The organism is Streptomyces sp. NBC_00390 (assembly GCF_036057275.1).
Lineage (GTDB): Bacteria > Actinomycetota > Actinomycetes > Streptomycetales > Streptomycetaceae > Streptomyces.
In genome coordinates this window covers 1-18,914 of sequence record NZ_CP107945.1, presented here as the reverse complement: position 1 = coordinate 18,914, position 18,914 = coordinate 1, and the positions used below count along the sequence as shown (strand labels likewise).

Annotated in this window: 12 protein-coding genes; 9 read left to right on the top strand and 3 right to left on the bottom strand. The window is 70.3% G+C overall.

Translation table 11 applies throughout. The features are described from left to right. Positions 1-221 precede the first annotated feature (221 nt). Together OHS70_RS00060 and OHS70_RS00055 are read left to right on the top strand one after the other, a co-directional pair. On the top strand, positions 222-3,443 hold the full coding sequence (locus OHS70_RS00060) for a bifunctional cytochrome P450/NADPH--P450 reductase (RefSeq protein ID WP_328392278.1): 3,222 nt from the start codon (positions 222-224) through the stop codon (positions 3,441-3,443). A 131-nt stretch (positions 3,444-3,574) separates the two neighbouring features. After that, a complete protein-coding gene (locus OHS70_RS00055) occupies positions 3,575-4,621 on the top strand; it encodes a zinc-binding dehydrogenase (RefSeq protein ID WP_328392276.1) in 1,047 nt (348 codons plus the stop codon). A 723-nt stretch (positions 4,622-5,344) separates the two neighbouring features. On the opposite strand, the gene OHS70_RS00050 is transcribed toward OHS70_RS00055, so the two are convergent. Continuing rightward, entirely contained in the window at positions 5,345-7,531 is a 2,187-nt protein-coding gene (locus OHS70_RS00050; RefSeq protein WP_328392274.1) for an ATP-binding SpoIIE family protein phosphatase, read from the bottom strand. A 175-nt stretch (positions 7,532-7,706) separates the two neighbouring features. Continuing rightward, positions 7,707-8,339 (bottom strand): TetR/AcrR family transcriptional regulator, encoded by a 633-nt coding sequence (locus tag OHS70_RS00045; RefSeq protein ID WP_328392273.1) that lies wholly within the window; start codon positions 8,337-8,339, stop codon positions 7,707-7,709. A 137-nt stretch (positions 8,340-8,476) separates the two neighbouring features. Here OHS70_RS00045 and OHS70_RS00040 point away from each other — a divergent pair, with 137 nt between their 5' ends. The 7 genes from OHS70_RS00040 to OHS70_RS00010 all read left to right on the top strand — a co-directional run bounded on the left by OHS70_RS00040 (position 8,477) and on the right by OHS70_RS00010 (position 18,380). Continuing rightward, positions 8,477-9,622, top strand: coding sequence for a VOC family protein (locus OHS70_RS00040; protein ID WP_328392271.1), 1,146 nt, complete (start codon positions 8,477-8,479; stop codon positions 9,620-9,622). After that, positions 9,619-10,557 (top strand): fumarylacetoacetate hydrolase family protein, encoded by a 939-nt coding sequence (locus tag OHS70_RS00035; protein WP_328392269.1) that lies wholly within the window; start codon positions 9,619-9,621, stop codon positions 10,555-10,557. The genes OHS70_RS00040 and OHS70_RS00035 overlap by 4 nt, the downstream gene beginning before the upstream one ends. Beyond that, a complete protein-coding gene (mhpA, locus tag OHS70_RS00030) occupies positions 10,554-12,167 on the top strand; it encodes a bifunctional 3-(3-hydroxy-phenyl)propionate/3-hydroxycinnamic acid hydroxylase MhpA (protein ID WP_328392267.1) in 1,614 nt (537 codons plus the stop codon). Before OHS70_RS00035 ends, mhpA begins: the two co-directional genes overlap by 4 nt. Positions 12,168-12,183: 16 nt before the next feature. After that, the gene (locus OHS70_RS00025; protein WP_328392265.1) at positions 12,184-14,199 is read left to right on the top strand and encodes an acetoacetate--CoA ligase; all 2,016 of its coding nucleotides are present in this window, start codon (positions 12,184-12,186) and stop codon (positions 14,197-14,199) included. Positions 14,200-14,350: 151 nt separating this feature from the next. Then, positions 14,351-14,974: a malonic semialdehyde reductase gene (locus tag OHS70_RS00020; protein ID WP_328392263.1), complete on the top strand. Its 624-nt coding sequence runs from the start codon at positions 14,351-14,353 to the stop codon at positions 14,972-14,974. Positions 14,975-15,431: 457 nt separating this feature from the next. Beyond that, positions 15,432-16,139 (top strand): hypothetical protein, encoded by a 708-nt coding sequence (locus OHS70_RS00015; protein ID WP_328392261.1) that lies wholly within the window; start codon positions 15,432-15,434, stop codon positions 16,137-16,139. 558 nt (positions 16,140-16,697) lie between these two features. After that, positions 16,698-18,380, top strand: coding sequence for a SpoIIE family protein phosphatase (locus OHS70_RS00010; protein WP_328392259.1), 1,683 nt, complete (start codon positions 16,698-16,700; stop codon positions 18,378-18,380). A gap of 209 nt (positions 18,381-18,589) precedes the next feature. Here the strand turns inward: OHS70_RS00010 and OHS70_RS00005 are convergent, their stop codons facing one another. After that, positions 18,590-18,817: a hypothetical protein gene (locus OHS70_RS00005; protein WP_328392257.1), complete on the bottom strand. Its 228-nt coding sequence runs from the start codon at positions 18,815-18,817 to the stop codon at positions 18,590-18,592. Positions 18,818-18,914: the final 97 nt, after the last annotated feature.

The window sequence follows — 18,914 nt, the reverse complement described above, 5'->3', positions numbered from 1 at the left end:
CGCTTCACCTTTTCCATGCCCCGGACGCTATCAGTTTCGTACGGCGTATGGAAATGACCTCGGCCACACGGCGGCATGGCGGCCGCTCGTGCGGCCCCGGGGTTGCAGTTGCTTTCCATACGGCGTACGGTACTAATTCCATACGGCGTATGTTTCCGTGGTGCACCGCGCATCGACCGGCGCCCTTGCCCGATTCCCTCCCCTGCCTGAAGGAGCAAGCCATGTCCACCCAGTCCAAGAACGACCTGCGACCCATCCGGTCTCCGCGCGGGGTCCCCTTCCTCGGCCACACGCCGCAGATCCCCAGCACCAACCCGGTGGAGTACTTCGGCGAGCTGTCCAAGCAGTTCCCCGAGGGCATCTACGGCATGGAGATCGCCGGCATCGAGCAGGTCTTCGTCTCCGACCCGGACCTGGTGGCCGAGGTCTGCGACGAGACGCGGTTCTTCAAGCAGATCGAGAAGACGCCGCTGAACCATGTGCGGGACTTCACGGGCGCGGGCCTGTTCACGGCCCACCAGCACGAGGAGGAATGGGGCATGGCGCACCGGATCCTCCTGCCGGCGTTCAGCCAGCGGGCCATGAAGGCCTACTACGGGCAGATGCTGGAGATCGCCCAGAACCTGGTGGGCAAGTGGGAGAGCCGGGAGGGCCGGCCGGTCAACATCACCGACGACTACACACGGCTCACCCTGGACACCATCGCCCTGTCGGGATTCGGCTACCGGTTCGACTCCTTCGCCAAGGAGGAGCTGCACCCCTTCCTCAACGCGCTGCTGGAGTCGCTGATCGAGTCGCTGCGGCGCTCCCAGGAGCTGCCGATGATGACCAAGCTCCGCAAGGCCGATGCCAAGAGGTACGGCGAGAACATCCAGCTGATGCAGGACCTGGTCGGCAGTGTGATCAAGGAGCGCCACGAGGGCAAGGGCAGCGCCGAGGAAGACCTGCTGGGCCTGATGCTGGAAGCGACCGACCCGGAGACCGGCGAACGGCTGTACGACGACAATGTCCGCGACCAGGTGGTGACGTTCCTGATCGCCGGTCACGAGACCACCAGTGGCCTGCTGTCGTTCGCCACGTACTCGCTGATGCGCAACCCGCACGTGCTGGCCCAGGCCTACGCCGAGGTGGACCGCCTGCTGCCCGGCGACACGGTCCCGGACTACGACACGATCATGCAGCTGGACGTCATCCCGCGCATCCTGGAGGAGACCCTGCGCCTGTGGGCTCCCATCCCGGCGATCTCCAAGGCGCCGCTGGAGGACACCGTCATCGGTGACCGCTACGAGCTGAAGAAGGGAACGCGGGTCAACCTCCTCATGGGCCCGCTGCACACCCACCCCAAGGCGTGGGACCGGCCGGAGGAGTTCGACATCGACCGGTGGCTGCCGGAGAACCGGGTCCACCACCACCCGCACGCCTACAAGCCGTTCGGCAACGGCGTGCGTGCCTGCATCGGCCGGCAGTTCGCGCTCACCGAGGCCCGTCTGGCCCTCGCGCTGGTGCTGCAGAAGTTCAAGTTCTCCGACACGACCGACTACAAGATGGACGTCAAGGAGGCGCTGACGCGCAAGCCCGGCGGCTTCGAACTGCACGTGCGCACCCGTCAGGAGCACGAGCGCACCGTCTTCGGCGCCGCGGACCTGCAGACCGACGGCACGCAGCAGCAGACCGCGGTCAGCGGTGTCGGGGTGAACCTGACCGTCGCCTACGGCTCCAGCCTGGGCAGCAGCGAGGACCTCGCGCGCACCATCGCCGACCGCGGTGAGCGCTCCGGGTTCGGCACCACCTTGGTCGGCCTGGACGAGCTGGGCGACAACCTGCCCACCGAGGGACTGCTCGCCGTCGTGGCCTCCAGCTACAACGGCAAGGCCCCGGACAACGCGCAGCGTTTCGACGACCTGCTCTCCGCCGGACTCCCGCAGGGCTCGCTGTCCAACGTGCGGTTCGCGCTGCTGGGTGCCGGCAACACCCAGTGGGTGGCCACCTACCAGGCCTTCCCCAAGCGGATCGAGGAAGGCCTGCTGGCCGCCGGCGCCACCCCCGTCATCGAGCGCGGCATCGCGGATGCCGCCGGTGACTTCGACGGCATGGCCACCCGCTGGATGGACACCCTGTGGACCACCCTGGCCGAGGAGTACGCCGCCGACACCTCCCAGGCGAGCGGACCGCGCTTCCAGGTGCAGATGCTCACCGAGGCCGACGTGCGCCCGGCGATCGTCTCCGAGCAGGCCTACCCGCTGACCGTGATCGCCAACGAGGAACTCGTGGCAGACGCCACCGGCCTGTGGGACTTCAGCATCGAGCCGCCGCGCCCGGCCGCGAAGTCCATCACCATCGAGCTCCCCGACGGTGTCACCTACGACACCGGCAACCACCTCGCCGTCTTCGCCAAGAACGACCCCGCGCTGGTCAACCGCGCCCTCGCGGGGCTCGGCGTCGACCGCGACCAGGCCCTGCGCCTGGACCAGCCCGCCGGCGGCCGCACCCACCTCCCGGTGGGCACCCCCGTCACCGCAGGCCTGCTGCTCACCGAGTTCCTGGAGCTGCAGGACGTGGCCACCCGCTCCCAGATACAGACGCTGGCCGAGTACACCCAGTGCCCGTGGACCCGGCCGCAGCTGCAGGCCTACACGGCCGACACCGCCGAAGCCGAGGAGCGCTACCAGGCCGAGATCCTGGGCAAGCGCGTCTCCGTACTGGGTCTGCTGGAGCGCTTCCCCGCGGTCGAACTGCCACTGGCGGTCTTCCTGGAGATGATGGGCCCGATCCGCCCCCGCTTCTACTCCATCTCCTCCTCCCCGCTGGCCAACCCGCGCCACGTGCGCCTGACCGTCGGCCTCCTGGAAGGCCCGGCCCTGTCCGGCGACGGCCGGTACCGCGGCACCTGCTCCTCCTACATCGCAGGCCTCGAGCCCGAAGACGTCGTCTACGGCTACGTGCGCGTGCCCTCCCCGACCTTCGCCCCGCCGGCCGACCCCGCCACGCCGCTGATCCTCATCGGCCCCGGCACCGGCATCGCGCCCCTGCGCGGCTTCCTCGAGGAGCGTGCCCACCAGCACGCGAACGGCACCCAGGCGGGCCTGTCCCAGGTCTTCGTCGGCTGCCGCCACCCGGAGCACGACTACTTCTACCGGCAGGAGATGCAGGACTGGGAGCAGGCCGGGATCGCCCAGGTGCACACCGCTTACTCCGCGGTGACCGGCCACCCGGCCCGGTTCGTCCAGGACGCCATCGCGGGCGCCGCCGACACCGTGTGGCAGGCCATCCAGGACGGCGCGTACATCTACGTCTGCGGTGACGGCCGCCGCATGGCACCCGCCGTGCGCGAGGCGCTCGCCGCCATCTACCGCAAGCACACCGGCAGCGACGACGAGGCCGCCCAGCAGTGGCTCGCCCAGCTGGAAGCGGACGAGCGCTACCAGCAGGACGTCTTCGCCTGACCCCCAGGCGCCGGGAGGGTGCGGCGGTCCTGACACCCCGCACCCTCCCGGCCACCACTCACCCGCGAGGCACCACACGGCACCCATCGGCCCGAACCGCCGGGAGTGCCGCTCACAGAAAGCAGAGCACCATGGACACCATGCTCGCCGGACGCTTCCACCTGGACAGCAAGAAGTTCGCCGTGGAGGAGGTCCCCGTCCCCGTGCCCGGCCCGGGCGAGGTCCTCATAGAGGTGAAGGCCGCAGGCGTCTGCCTGTCGGACGTCCACCTCATCGACGGCTCCCTCGTCCCGCTGTTCGCCACCTCCGACACGGTCACCGTCGGCCACGAGGTCTCCGGTGTGATCCACACCCTCGGACCCGGCCTCAAGCGCGGCCTGACCGTGGGCACCCGCGTCACCCTGGAGGCCGGCAAGACCTGCGGCCAGTGCGCCGGCTGCGTGCGCCGCCGCCCCTGCACCCAGATGCTCACCGCCGGCATCGACTACGACGGCGGCTGGGCCCAGTACACCCTCGCCCGCGAGGACACCCTCATCCCCATCCCCGACAACCTCCCCTTCGACCAGGCCGCGATCATCCCCGACGCGGTCTCCACCCCCTACGCCGCCGTCGTCGCCACCGCCGGTGTACGCCCCGCCCAGTCCGTCGGCATCTGGGGCGTGGGCGGTGTCGGCGCCCACAACGTCCGCGTCGCCCGCCTGGCCGGCGCCGCGCCGATCATTGCCGTCGACCCGCTGCCCGGCGCCCGGGAGCGTGCCCTGGCCTTCGGTGCGGATTTCGCCCTGGACCCGGCCGCCGACGACTTCGCCGACCAGGTCCGCGCGGCCACCGCCGGACGGGGCCTGGACTTCGCCTTCGACTGCGCCGGCGTGCCGGCGGTCCGTGAGCAGGCCGCCGCCGTGCTCGGCCTGAACGGAGTCCTCATCCTGGTCGGCATCAGTCCCAGGCCGATCACCATCAGCGAGGGCCTGACCTTCAACTACCTGGGCAAGCAGGTGCGCGGCCACTACGGCGGCACCCCCGAGTCCGTCACCGAGCTGGTCCGGCTGGCCGAGGTCGGCCGTCTCGACCTGGCCCCCTCCATCACCGACCACATCCCGCTCGCCGAGGCCGCCGACGCGGTCAACCGGCTGGAGAACAAGATCGGCGACCCGATCCGCCTCATCCTCGTCCCCTGACAACTGAACAGAAAGTTCATCAAGACCACCTCAGGGCAGGGGTGAGTGGGCGCCGGTGCTTGATGGGAGCACCGGCGCCTACGGCTTCCCGGTATCCGGGTCTGGCGCACACCGGCTCCGGGGCAGGTGAAGTCGGCAGGGCGAGCCGGGTGATACCTCTGCGTGGGACGCACCGATGTACTGGCGCCACGCCGAGTGGAGAATCAGGTCCTCGCCCGCGTCGGGATCCCGAAGGTCTGGTCGGATCATGTGCAGGTCCCGCGGCCTCCGTTCTGCGGGAGGCGGATGGGCGGGTGGGGTCGCAGGCGGGCGGACTGTACGCCGCTTCCAAGGAGCCGGTTCCGGCACCCAGGTACGAGGCGCCGGCAGCGGTTCCACAGTCCGCAGCGGACGTCCCCCCGGTCGACCTGGGCCTGTGCCCCGGGGGACGACCTCGAACCTGCGGTGCAGGCCGGCCAGTTCACCAGGACTGATGCCCAGTTCCTCAGCGATGCGGGGCCGGGCCTCCTGCGATCAGCGGCGCGACCTCATCCACCATCCGTCGACGGCCATGTCCGCGCGCGGCCCGACGGGGGCGACCGGGGCAGGCTGCCCACCGACAACCAAGATTCGGTCACGTTCGTCCGCACGTGACCGGGCGGGTCAGGTTACGCCGACAGGTGCTGCATCGTCAGCCAGTAGAAGCCCCCGGGCGATCGTCTCGGCGGGCCGGGCGAATGGTGCTCACATGATCCCAGGAATACCCTCCAGGTCCAGCGCTGCCACGTCCGGGAAGAGCTCCGGCGCGCCCAGGGCGCACTCCGCCCAGACCGTCTTGCCACTTCGGGCATGGCGCGTTCCCCAGTGCTCGGAGAGTTGGGCGACGAGGAACAGACCTCGCCCGCCCTCGTCGAAGACACGGGCCCGGCGCAGGTGCGGAGTCGTGCTGCCGGCATCCGACACCTCGCACATGAGGGTGCGGTCGTGGATGAGACGCAGCTGGATGGGAGGCCGGCCGTAGCGGATGGCGTTGGTGACCAGTTCGCTGACGACCAGTTCGGCGGTGAAGTCGAGTTCCTCCAGCCCCCAGGTGGTCAACTGCTTGGAGACGCCCGCTCTGGCCCGGGCGACCTCGGCCGGGTCGGCAGCCACGTCCCAAGTGGCGACCTGACGGTCCCCGAGGGCGTGGGTGCGGGCCAGGAGGAGTGCCACGTCGTCGTGCGGTCGGTCCGGGGGCAGCAGCGCTTCGAGGACGGTGTCGCAGGTGGCCTCCAGGGAGGCGGAGGGCTGTGCGAGGGCGTGGCACAGTCGGGTGATGCCCGCCTCGAGGTCGTGGTCGAGGGCCTCGATCAGGCCGTCGGTGTAGAGGGCGAGGAGGCTGCCCTCGGGCAGGTCGATCTCCGCCGTCTCGAACGGCAGGCCGCCCAGGCCGAGTGGCGGGCCGGCGGGCAGCTCGAGGATGTCCACGGTGCCGTCCCGGGTCATCACGGCGGGCAGCACGTGGCCCGCGCGGGCGAGGGTGCAGCAGCCGGCGACGGGGTCGTACACGGCGTACAGGCAGGTGGCTCCGATGTCCCCCGCGGATTCTGTGTCCGTTTGGGCAGGGACTTCGGAAGAGACTTCGGCGGCCAGGCGGATGACGACGTCGTCCAGGTGGGTGAGGAGTTCGTCGGGCGGCAGGTCGATGTCGGCGAGGGTGCGCACGGCGGTCCGCAGCCGGCCCATGGTGGCGGCGGCGTGGATGCCGTGGCCGACCACGTCGCCCACCACGAGTGCGACCCGGGCACCGGACAGCGGGATGACGTCGTACCAGTCGCCGCCCACGCCGAGCTGGGCGGCGGCAGGCAGGTAGCGGCAGGCGACCTCCACGGCGGACTGCGCGGGTGTGCTGTGCGGGAGCAGACTGTGCTGGAGGGTGAGGGCGGTGGTGCGCGCGTGCGTGTATCGGCGGGCGTTGTCGATGGCCACCGCGGCCCTGGCTGCGATCTCCTGGGCGAGGAGCAGGTCCTCGTCCCCGTACGCGTCGGGCTTGTGGTGACGGAAGAACTGAGCGACACCCAGCGTGGTGCCACGGGCGCACAGCGGTACCAGCAGCATGGAAGCGGACGGGCCGAGGTGGTGCCGTGAGGGCCGGCCGGTGACCAGGGCGCGAGCCGGTGGTGATCCGTCCGGGTACCTGTGGGGCTGCTGCGGCGGAACCGACGATTGCCCGTGGATCGCTTCCAGATGGGTCGTCTCGGGGTGACCGTCCGTCACCGACCGCTGGGCGACCTGGCGGACCGCGAGTGTGCCCTGCGCCGGAAACTCCTCTCCGGAAGACGTGTCGAGGAGGTCGACGGTGGCGGCGTCGGCGAAGTGCTCGGTGGCAAAGTCCGCCAACTCCTGGGCGGTGCGGGCGATGTCCAGGGTCGTTCCGACGCGTACGCTCGCCTCGTTCACCACCGACAGCCGCCACTGCACCTGGCGGTCCCGCTCCTCCTGGAAGGCCAGGACGCCCGTCTGCGATGTGCGGTCCGTGTACTCGGTCGCCAGTGCGATCAGCTTGCGTGTCGCCGCGTTGATCGGCTCGGCATCGCTGGTGAGTTGGGGCAGCTCTTCGAGCAGCCGGTCGATGATGCGGCTCTGCGCGAGCCGGAAGGCGCGCAGCATCGCTGTGACCGGCTTCCCGCGCTGAGCCAGCCGACGTGCGCGCTCTGCGTCGGCGGCCGGCGGATCGATCCGCCGTGGCTCGATGTCGTGCTCGATGCCGGAAAGCAGGGCGGCGACGTGCTCGGCGATGTTCTCTCCCGTCATCCGCGCGATGTCCGGTTCGTCCCACAGCTCGGGGACCTCGCGCCGCAGGCATTGCTCTACGTCGTGGATCAGCTCGTCCGCTCGCGGGCTGAGTTCATGCGCGGCACGGGACAGAAGACTGTCCGCGGTGAAGTCCACACTGACGACGTTACGCCGTGCCGGTGGACCGCGAAGCCTCAGCCGGCCGCGTCTGGCTGCGCGGTGTCGGGAGGAGCCCGGTCTCACGGGCTGGTCGTGGTCGAGGACGAGGGTCCGCGCGGCCACCGGCGGACGGGGTGGTGCCCACGGGGCCTGGCGCAGCCGGTGCTCCGGGTCAACTGACGGGCAGCGGCCGCCGGGTCACCTGGTGGGCGTCGTCCGGCGGGACGCCGAGCATGCGCAGGACCATCTCGGCCAGGTCCGAGGCGGCCTCGTCGCCGTCGAGGTCGGGGCGGGTCAGCCGCAGCGCCACGAGGGACAGCAGGGTCCCGCCGAGGGCGGACAGGGCGGTGGTCGGGTTGGTGCAGGTGAAGCGGCCCGAGGCGATGCCGGTCTCCAGGTCGCGCAGGGCTCGAGGGGCGAGGCCCCGGTCGGTGTGGATCTGGGCCAGACCGCGGTCACGCAGGATCCGCATGAGTTCAGGGTGGGAGTCGGCCATCCGGGCGGTGAGCCGGAAGCCCGCCGCGACGAGCTCGGCCGGGTCGTCGATTCCCTGGACGCGCTCGTCTATGACCTGCCCGAACTCCTCCAGGGCGTCTGTCACCGCGGCGTCGAACAGCTCCGTCTTGGACCCGAAGTGGTTGTAGAAGGAGCCGAAACCGACGTCCGCGCGCTCGGCGATGGCCTGGATGCTGGCGCTGGTGTCCCCGGTCTCCGCGAGGATCTGCCGGGCCGCACGGACGAGTGCCTGACGGGTCTCGGCGCGGCGCCGTGCGAAGCGGTTCTTGGGCGGGGCTGACGTCGGCATACGGGGAGTGTAACAACCGTCGCGATGAGTCTGCCATAAATGATGAGATTATCAATTATTTGACTCCACCCTATTGACGATGGGTAACGGCAAAGTTGATGATTCCATCATTACAGCAGTGTTGCTTGGAGGACACCATGTCCCACACCCCCGTTGACAGGGCCGCTCCCCAGACGCCCCACCAAGACCTCCACAGTGAGCAGGGCGCCCTGAGCGGAGAGCACCCCGGACGCTCCCGCAATCCCGTGATCAAGGTGGCGGACCTGGCCTGGCTGGAGTTCGAGAAGCCGGACCTGGACCGGGCCGAGGTCTTCGCCCACGACTTCGGATTCGCGATCGCCGCCCGCACCGAGCACGAGCTGTGGCTGCGGGGCACGTTCGCCGGCTCGCCGTGCACGGTGATCCGCAAGGGGCCTGCGTCCCGCTTCATCGGCCCGGCGTTCCGCGCGGCCGAACGGGCCGACCTGGACCGGCTGGCCCGCTCCACCGGCAGTACCGTCCGGGACATCGGCGTACCGGGCGGTGGGCAGTCGGTCGCCCTGCTCGATCCCTCGGGCCTGCCGGTCCGGGTCGTGCACTGCGCCGAGCAGCTGCCCGCGCTGCCCGAGCAGCAGCCGCTGATCCTCAACTTCGGCACGGATCACCGTCGTACGAACGCCACCCAGCGCCCGCCCCGTGAGCCGTCCCGCATCCAGCGGCTGGGCCATGTGGTGCTGGAGACGAGGGTGTTCGCCCGCGCCCTGGACTGGTACCTGGACACCCTCGGGATGATCGTGTCCGACTTCCTGTTCCTGGACGGGCAACGCGACCGTGGCCCGACGATGGCGTTCATCCGCTGCGACCAGGGCGGCCTGGCCGTCGACCACCACACGCTGGCCCTGCACCTGGGGCCCGGCACCGGCTATGTGCACTCCGCCTACCAGGTCACCGACCTCGACGCGATCGGCGCCGGCGGGGAGTACCTGGCCGAGCGCGGCTACCAGCGCAGCTGGGGCATCGGCCGGCACATCCAGGGCAGCCAGCTGTTCGACTACTGGCGCGACCCCGACCGCTTCATGCTGGAGCACTTCGCCGACGGCGACCTCTTCTCCTGCGACCTGGAGCCCGGCTGGGCGCCGATGTCGGCGAGCGGCCTGGCCCAGTGGGGCCCGCCGGTCACCCGCGACTTCCTGGGCACCAGCCCGTCCCCCGCCAAGCTGCGCGAGGTCATGACGGCCCTGCGCGGCGACAACGAACTCGACCCCGCACGCCTGCTGGGCCTGATGAAAGCGATGAGCTCATGAGCACCAACGTTCTGCGCACCACCGACGGCTGGTGGGCCGTCCGGGACGAGCGCGCCGTCCGCGTCGAGACCAAGGCGGTCACCACCGCCGAGCTGCTCGCCGACCGGGACGCGGTCCGCGAAGCCGCCGCCTTGGCCGAGAGCGGCACACCCGTCGCCGGCCTGGTGGCGCTGCCTCCGGTCACCACCCCCTGCCGGGTGGTCGCCCAGATGGTCAACTACCGCAGCCACGCCAAGGATTCGGGCTTCACCGGCGACATTCCGGCCACCTTCTTCCGCAAGGCGTCCGGCTCGGTCAGCGGACCGCACGAGAAGATCGTCCGCCCCGCGCACGTGAAGTTCCTCGACCACGAGGTGGAACTCGGCCTCGTCATGGGCGCCACCCTGCCCGTGGGCACCGTCGTCGAGGAGCAGGACCTGCCCCGGTACGTCGCCGGCCTTGTCCTGACCAACGACGTCAGCGCCCGCGACGTCCAGCTGACCAAGACCCAGTTCTACGAGAGCAAGTCCTATCCGACCTTCACGCCGACGGGGCCGTACCTGGCCCTGCTGGAGCCCGAAGACTTCGCCCACCTGCTCAACCTGCGCCTGCGGCTGTCGGTCAACGGCGTACCGCGCCAGGACCGCACGCTCGCCGACATGATCGTACGGCCCGCACAGGCGCTCACCCTGCTCGCCCGCTTCCAGACCCTCGACCCCGGCGACCTGCTGCTGACCGGCACCCCCGGCGGCACGGCCCTGAAGGCCCCGCCCAAGCCGATCGCGAAGATCAGCGCGCTGCTGCCGCCCGCGATGAAGTGGAAGGCGTTCTTCAAGGGCCAGGCCAAGAACCCCCTCTACCTGCGCGACGGTGACCTCATCACCGCCACGATCGCCACCCCCGACGGGCAGATCGACCTCGGCGAGCAGCGGACCCCCGTCACGGACGCACCATGAAGGCCCCATCCCGGACACCGGTGGTGATCATCGGTGCCGGACCCGTCGGCGTCACGGCCGCCCTCCTGCTCGCCCGGCACGGAGTGCGCAGCGTCGTCCTGGAACGCCACCGGGACGTCTACCCCCAGCCGCGCGCCGTCGTCGTGGACGACGAGATCCGCCGGATCCTGCAGAGCGTCGGTGTCCACGAGGAGTTCGCCGCCCTCGCACGCCCCGCGCGCGGGCTACGGCTGCTCGACGCCCGGCGCCGCATGATCACCGAATTCCCGCGGTCCCTGCACGGGCACCACGGCTTCCCACAGACCAGCATGTTCGACCAGCCCGAGCTGGAACGCCTGCTGCGCGACGCCCTGGCGCGCCGCCCCGAGTGCGAGCTGCGGGGCGGGGTGGAGGTCGTGTCCGTCACCCAGGACACCGACGGACCCAACGATCCCACGGGTCCGGTCCGGGTCACCTTCCGCCGCGACGGCAGCGACGAGGTGGAGCACGTGTTCGCCGATGCCGTCCTCGGCTGCGACGGTGCGGGCAGCCTCACCCGCGACGCCATCGGCACCCTCTGGCAGGACCTGCACTTCGAAGAGAGCTGGCGGGTCATCGACGTGCGCACCAGCCGCCCGGTACGCAGCTGGGAAGGCGCCGAGCAGATCTGCTGCCCCCACCGGCCGGGCACGTTCATGCGCGTCGGCGAGGACCGCTACCGCTGGGAGTTCCGGCTGGCCGAGGACGAGCACCTGGACGGCCCGGACGGGTGGGCGCGCCTGCGCGAGCTGGTCGCCCCCTGGGCGGACCTGCCGCCCGACGTCTCGCAGGCCGACGACTTCGAGGTGATCCGTCAGGCGCAGTACACCTTCCGGGCCCGTCTCGCCGACCGGTGGCGCCGCGGGCGCGTCTTCCTGCTGGGCGACGCCGCCCACCTCACCCCGCCCTTCGTCGGGCAGGGCCTGTGCGCCGGCCTGCGTGACGCCCACAACCTCACCTGGAAACTCGCCCGCGTCCTCCAACAGGGCGCACACGAGGGGCTGCTGGACACCTACGAACACGAGCGCAAGCCGCATGCCCGCCATGTGATCCGCGTCGCGGTCGCCGTCGGCTGGGCCATGACCGGCGGACAGGACCGCGGTGCGGCATTGCGCCGGGCCGTCGTGGGCACGGTCTGCCGCATCCCCGGCGTGACCGCGGCGGTGAGCCGTGACCTCAGCCCCGCCCTGACCGCCGGTCCACTCGTACGGCGCCGCCCCAGGCTGATGGGCCGCGTGCTGGCCGGCACCTTCTGCCCGCAGCCCTGGGTACGGCACGACGGCAGGCGAGTGCGCCTCGATGACGTCCTCGGGGACTCCTTCGCCGTCCTGACCGCTGTGCCGCCCACGGCGCGGATGACGGCCGTGGCCACGACACTGGGCGCACCGACGATCCACGTCGACGACCTGGGCGACGACGGCCACCTGGCCGCCTGGCTGGCACGCGGCCGGTCGGACGCCGTCCTGCTGCGCCCCGACCGCGTCGTGATGGACACCGTCCCCGCCGGCACCGGCGACTTCACGGACACCGCCGCCTGGGCTCCCCTGCTGCACACGGCCCGCCGTACCGCCGACGTCCGGCCCGCCCCCTGACGAGGAACACCACACCATGACCAGCCCGCACCCCACGCCGCACCCAAAACCCTTCTTCACCCCCGACCCGAAGACGGCCGCCCGCAGCCGCATCGCGGACTTCGCCCGATGGGCGGCCCGGCACCAGGGCGCCCGGATCCAGGACCCCACCGACTACCAGGCCCTGTACCGCTGGTCCGTCACCGACCTGGAAGGGTTCTGGGCCGCGGTGTGGGAGTACTTCGACATCGACGCGACGACCGAGTACGAGCGGGTGCTGGCCGAGGAAACCATGCCCGGCGCCCGCTGGTTCCCCGGCGCCACCCTCAACTACGCCCACCACGCGCTGCGCAACCTGCAGCCGGACGCTCCCGCCATCACCGCCCTGGACGAGACCGGAGCCGGCTACGAGATCACGGGCCGGCAGCTGCGCTCACAGGTCGCCTCCGTCGCCGCCACCCTGCGCGACCTGGGCGTCGGACAGGGCGACCGGGTGGTGGGCTACCTGCCCAACACCCCCCACGCCGTCATCGCCTTCCTCGCCGCCGCCAGCCTGGGCGCGGTGTGGTCGGTGTGCGGCCAGGACTACGCACCCAAGGCCGCCGCCGACCGCTTCGCCCAGCTCGGACCCACGGTGCTGATCACCGCGGACGGCTACCTCTTCAACGGCACCACCCACGACCGCCGGACCGCCTCGCTCGAACTGGCCGCCGCCCTGCCGACGCTGACGGCCACGGTGCTCGTGGACCACGTGGGCCTTGCCTGGCCCGAGGGCGGGCACCCGGGGCTGACGGTTCCCTGGGAGGACGCCGCCACCCGCACCGAGTACCTCACCGTCGTCCCGGTGCCGTTCGACCACCCTTTGTGGGTCGTCTTCTCCTCCGGCACCACCGGCCTGCCCAAGGGCATCGTCCACGGGCACGGCGGGATCCTGCTCGAGCACCTCAAGATGCTCGGCCTGCACACCGATCTGGGCACCGGGGACCGCCTGCTGTGGTACACCACCACCCACTGGATGATGTGGAACCTGGTCGTCTCCACCCTGCTGACCGGCGCGACCACCTGCACCTACGACGGCAGCCCGGCGCCGCTCGCGCGACCGGACATCCTGTGGGAGCTGGCGGCCCGCCACAAGGTCACCGTCTTCGGCACCAGCCCCCAGTACCTGCTGGCCATGAGCAAGCTGGGCATCGAACCCTCCGTGCACGACCTTTCGGCCGTCCGCGTCGTCGGCTGCACCGGCTCCGCTCTGCCCGCCTCCGCCTACCCCTGGGTCCGTGACCATGTGGGCCCCGGCATCCAGCTGGCCTCCACCAGCGGCGGCACGGACGTCGTCTCCGGCTTCGCCGGCAGTGCCGCCACGACCCCGGTCTGGGCGGGGGAGCTGTCCGCCCCCGGCCTGGGCGTGGCGCTGGCCGCCTACGACGCGACGGGCACCCCTGTCCTGGACCAGGTCGGCGAACTGGTCGTCACCCGGCCCATGCCGTCCATGCCGCTGTACTTCTGGAACGACCCCGACGGCAGCCGCTACCGCGACGCCTACTTCGGCGCCTACCCCGGCGTGTGGCGGCACGGCGACTGGATCACCCTCACCTCGCACGGCTCGGTGATCGTCCACGGCCGCTCCGACGCCACCCTCAACCGCAACGGCGTGCGCCTGGGCAGTGCCGACATCCACGACGTCGTCGAGCGCCTCCCCGAGATCACCGAGGCCCTCGTCATCGGCGCGGAGGACCCCGACGGCGGCTACTGGATGCCGCTCTTCGTGGTCCTCGCCGACGGGGCCGGCCTGGACGACCCCCTGCGCGAGAAGATCCGCGACGCGATCCGCGCCGGCGCCTCGCCCCGCCACGTCCCCGACGAGATCCTCGCCGTACCGGCCCTCCCGCACACCAAGACCGGCAAAAAGCTCGAGGTTCCCGTCAAGCGCCTGCTCCAGGGCATCCCCGCCGAGCAGGTCCTGAATCCCGCGGCGGTCGACAACCCCGATCTGATCGCCTACTTCGCCCGCCTGGGCGCGGAGCGGAACAAGCGGTCAGCCGACCACACATGACGCCGGCGGGGCCTAAGGCCCACGTGGCAGCACCGGGTCCTTGTGCCCCGCCCGGCTCCGCAAACCAGACCCCGTCCCCACCGTGTGGCGCCGGGGCGGTCAACCCGCCCCGGCACCACACCATCCGCACAACCGAAGTAAGAGAGAAACCATGAGCACGACCGACCGCGAACCGCAGGCCCTCGATGTCCTCGACGACGCAGGGCGAAAGGTGCTGTTCACCGAGGCCCGCACCGCGAACACCTTTGCCGAGGTGGCCGTTGCCGACGACGAACTCGCCATGATCTGGGAACTCGCCCGATGGTCGCCGAGCGCCGCCAACGGTCAGCCTCTGCGTGTGCTCTTCGTGCGCACCCGCGAGGGCAAGGAGCGACTGGCCGAGCATCTCGACGAGGGCAACAGGGCCAAGACGCTTCAAGCGCCGGCCGTGGCGATCCTGGCGTACGACGTCGACTTCCACGAGCAGATGCCGACCGTCTTCCCGGCCCGCGGCGACATGCTGCGAGCGGCGTTCGCCGACCAGATCCAGACGCGCGAGAGCCTTGCCGCCTACAACTCGGCACTGCAGAGCGGGGTCTTCCTGCTCGCGGTGCGCGCAGCAGGGCTGGCGGCCGGTCCCATGGCGGGCTTCGACCGGGCCGGCGTGGACAAGGAGTTCTTCGCCGGTACCAGCTGGCGCTCGCATCTGGTGGTCAACATCGGCCACCCCGGTGCCGACCCGTGGTTCCCGCGGCTGCCCCGCGTGCCCGTCGAGGACGCCGTCGCCTGGGCCTGACGGCACTGCCGCCGCCCGGTCGCGCGGGATCCGAAGTCCGAGCACCCGAGCGCGGTCGGCGTACAGGTGAGAGGCGCCATGCCGTGGGCGCCGGTGCTCTCCTGAGTACCGGCGCCCGGTTCGCCCCTGCCGTGGCTGTGACGGACCGCCCCCGGCCGCCGACCACCGCGCGTGTGAATCCGCCACGGGCGCAGAACAAGCGCCATCGTGTTCTGCAGCCTCTTCTCGACCGCGCCGGCGACACCGTCCATAGATGCCCCCACCGGTGGCTGCCGGCGCCGAGGGCTGCGGAACTCCCGGCCTCCTGCGTGCCTACGAACGGGAGCGGCCCGTGGCCCTGCGCTCTAGCTGCGATTGCAGCAAACGTGCAGTTGCAGGCCCAGACCGCCCTGACCAGCTGCCTTTGCCCCATGGGCGACGTTTAGCGTACCCACCCTGAGGCTGGCACACTGAATTTGTGCTTCCGCTGATGGCCGCTGCTGATCAGAATGCGTTCTCATCGCTTTCTGCTGCCAGCGTTGTGTCGGTCAGTGCATTGATCTTCACCGTTGCCTCATTCTGGTGGATCAACGCCAGACAGGGGCGCCTGGAGACATGGGAGCCTCATTCCTTTGCAGCGATTTGCCACGGCTCCATTGTTCGCCTGCGGCTTCCGCTCGTCTTTCACAACACCGGTGCCAAGCCGATAGTCGTGCACGACCTCATGCTGAGCTTCCCCGATGAGCCCGCCTCTCATCTGCCGCTCCTGTGGAAGTCTTCACCATGCCGTCTCCAACCCGGACCGGACGAGGAACCGAAGTTGCCGGCCGGATTCGTTGTGGCCGGCAGAGAAGCGCAACAACTCTTCATCGAGTTCGAGGCACCGTTTTCTGGGTTGGTTCCAGAGGCCCGTGACTACAAGGTCCGAATCCAAGTGAGAGTTGGCCACCGCAAGGGTTGGCGCTCGCTTCTGACGTTCACCTTGAGGACCACCAACATCATCTATCCCGACCGGTACACCGTCTACAACAACGTCCCTGCCGAACTGACGAAGGAAGACCAGAAAAAGGCAGACGCTGCGCTCCTGGAGCTGTTGGAGGGGCATGAGAAGGGTTCTTCCGCCAAGAGCGAGCCCAAACGGCGAGACTCTTCGAACGACGAGGGCAACGCCGGTACGGACCTGTAGATCGGGAAGATGGTCGTGAGCTCGGCAAGGGCGGACGCGTTGGTGCACTGCACGTACGGCACGTCATGACGGCGTTGCGCCCGTCCGGTGCCGCCGCCGACAGGCGCCCGGTCGCCGTCGCTCTCTGCGCCCACGCCAGGCGCCGGCGATTCATGGCGTTGCCGAAGGGCGCGCATCCCCTGCTTGTCTCCCAGCACACCCACCGGCCGCAGGCTCCCCAGGTATGCAGCACTCTGCTGCCCGTCAAAGAGCACGCGCTCGAGCGGCCGGCGCCGACGGGTCGTCCCCCGTGTCAGCGTTCAGCGCCATCCGGAGCCGACCGTCTGCAGGTGCCCAGCCGGAAGAGGCCTGGCCCCGGCGGGCCCTGTACATTCTCCTCGCCTCCGACTGCCCTACAGGCTGATCCAGGGTCCCAGAGATGCGCCCCATGGACCGGGCGGGGTTCGGGGAGAGCCGCGGAGGCTGCGGGCAGGGCAGGGCCGGCGCGAGAGCGGAGGTGCGGAAGAAGTGGTCGCGCAACGTGGTGGCAGGGCGGGAGACGGGGAGCATGGCGCTGACTTGCAACTGGGGCTCGGCAGCTGGCTGGCAGGGCTCAAGGCCGGTGCGTACGCGGTGGACGCCGACGGCGCCGTCGTCGCGGTGAACAGCGAGGCCGAGGCGTTGCTGGCTCGCAACGCCGAGGACCTGCTGGGCCGGGATGCGCATGATTTCCTCCACCGGGACGGCAATGGGACGACCATTCCCAGGAACCAGTGCGCGATGATGGACGCCTTCATCGCCCGACGCACCCGGCAGGAGGATCTGGGCTACTTCGAGCGCGGTGACGGGACGTTGCTGGCGATGTCCTGGCTGACGACCCCCTTGCGCATCAGTGCCGACGAAGTGGGCGCCCTGGTGGTATTCCACGAGCGCGATTCCGCCGAGCCGTCGCTGCAGGGCCCGGCCCTCACCATGGAGCTGCTGTCGGAGCTGGAACGTCTGGCTCTGCTGGCCGAGACCACCACCCAGCTCACCTCCACTCTGGATGTCGACGAGGCGCTGGACCGTCTGGTTCGGCTGGTCGTTCCTCTGCTGGCGGACTGGGCGGTCGTCGACCTGATCAGCGACAACGACGAGGTCTGGCGCACCGTGGTCGCGCACGAGGAGGGCGGCCGCCTGGTGCGCCGCAAGGACTTGGAGGGAGCCATGCCGCCGGTTCCCCAGGCCTCTCCCCAACCGCTGTCCCGGGCGCTGCGGGGAGCGGGGTCCACCCTGGCGACGCCCGAGACGTACCACGGCCCGCCCGACTCCGGCATTGCCGTCGAACAACGCAGGCTGTTCGACGGCACGCACATGCACTCTGCGGTCATCGCGCCCATCCGCGGCCTCCGCGAGGTCCTCGGGGCTCTGACCCTCGGCAGATCCGACCGCCCAGAATCCTTCACCGGCGCCGACATCCCGCTGCTGGAGGACATCGCCCGCCGCGCCGGCCTGGCACTCGACAACGCACGTCTCTACCAGCGCCAGCGCAAGGTCGCCGAGACCATGCAGCGTCACCTGCTGCCCCAGATGCCCCGTGTACCGGGCCTCGAGATGGCCGCCCGCTACCTGTCGGCGCCCCACGCGTCCCAGGTCGGCGGCGACTGGTACGACGCCTTCTACCTTCCTGACCAGGCCCTCGCCCTGGTCATCGGCGACGTCGTCGGGCACGACCTGGACGCAGCGGCCGACATGGCCCAGCTCCGCAACATTCTGCGGGCCTATGCCTGGTCGCACCAGGAACCGCCCAGCGTCGTGGTCAGCCGTGTCGACGAAGCCGTTCCCCGCATCTCCGAGGTCGAGATGGCCACCATGATCCTCGGCCGTCTGGAGACGGACGGCATGGGGCAGTGGACGCTGCGCTGGACGAATGCCGGCCACCCGCCGCCTCTGCTGGTCACGTACGACGGTCAGAGCCGCTACCTCACGGACGGGCACGGCCTCCTTCTCGGCACCCAGGTCAGCAATCCCCGCGAGGACGCAACGGTCGTCCTGCCGCCGCTGTCCACTCTGGTGCTCTACACCGACGGCCTGATCGAATCGCCCGGCCGTTCTCTCGACGACGGCCTGGAAAGGCTGCGCCGGAATGCCGCCTCTCTGGCCCACCGGCCCCTGGAGGGCTTCGCCGATCTCCTCATGAAAAGAGCGCGTCCCGAAGACAACGACGACGACGTCGCCCTCCTGGTCGTGCGCGTTCCTTCGCAGGACGGGCCACCCACCTGACCCCGCGCCAGTGGGGGACACCTCGCAGGCCCGGCTGTCTGTAAGCACTTCGCAGGCCCGGCTGTCTGTAAGCACTTGTTGGGACCAGAGTTCTGAGTTCTTATGGCTCCAGCGAGGGCGTGAGGAGGCCTTCGACGGGGTGCTTCGCGCCCCTGTTGTGCGTCACCTCACCAGCCGCATTTCGTCGGTAACCCAGGGGTGGGGCGAATCTACAGTTCCGCGGCGGCCATGCCCAGCTGCCACGGCAGACAGGACCGTTTGTCCAACGAACCGGTCCTGGCGGCGATGCGGTTGTGTCCCAGAGCCAGCACCAGACGGTGACGGCCAGGGGAGCGGACCGGGGCGGGCACCGCCCGGCTGTGGCACTCCAGCCACTGAAGCAAAGGTTCCTTCCCCTGCCCGAAGTCGACCTCCCAGCCGTCCATCAGAGGCTGCATCCGGTACGACAACCCTTCCCGCCTACACGGCACACTGAGCCCACCGTACGGGCATGCCATCGGGACCGAGCAGGCGAGCTGGCGGCACCGCCGCCGG